Here is a 466-nt window from a genome sequence, read left to right on the forward strand (position 1 = left end):
CTTTATAAAATATGAACAGGTTGAAAAAAACAGTAACTTTGTTGTTTTTTTATCCTTAACCACTATGCATTAATGCTGCGTTATTTCATGATGCCTAAGAAAAACCAGCGTTACGCAAATGGTCAACGCTGGTTTTATCCGGTACGTTGCAATTATTTTTTAGCAGAACCTGCTTCTAATATTGAAACGATTGAGAACAACGTAAAGCATACCGCTCCTAAACCGACCAAAACCCGCGAAGGAATAAAATATCCCATGTCGGTCTGCGCCATTTCCGCAAGAAACGATGCCAGGAAAAGGCAAAACAGGCAGGTGAAGACGGGAATCATCGGTATTCTGTTGGCTAACGAACAGGTACGTCTCCATACCAGTGCCAGTAGCCAGACTTTTGAGAATATGCTGTAACAGATCATTCCGAGGCAAATAAGAATAATGCCGGGAGCCAGTCGGGCGCTTGCATCGGAAC

General features: G+C 42.7%; 1 protein-coding gene. It reads right to left on the reverse strand.

Annotation, left to right across the window (positions count from 1 at the left end; genetic code table 11):
- Nucleotides 1-152: 152 nt before the first annotated feature.
- On the reverse strand, nt 153-466 hold a 314-nt coding region (locus K0040_RS22505; RefSeq protein ID WP_228110457.1), incomplete at its 5' end, for a DUF2776 family protein.

This window comes from Terrisporobacter petrolearius, from assembly GCF_020748185.1.
GTDB classification, from domain to species: Bacteria; Bacillota; Clostridia; order Peptostreptococcales; family Peptostreptococcaceae; genus Terrisporobacter; species Terrisporobacter petrolearius.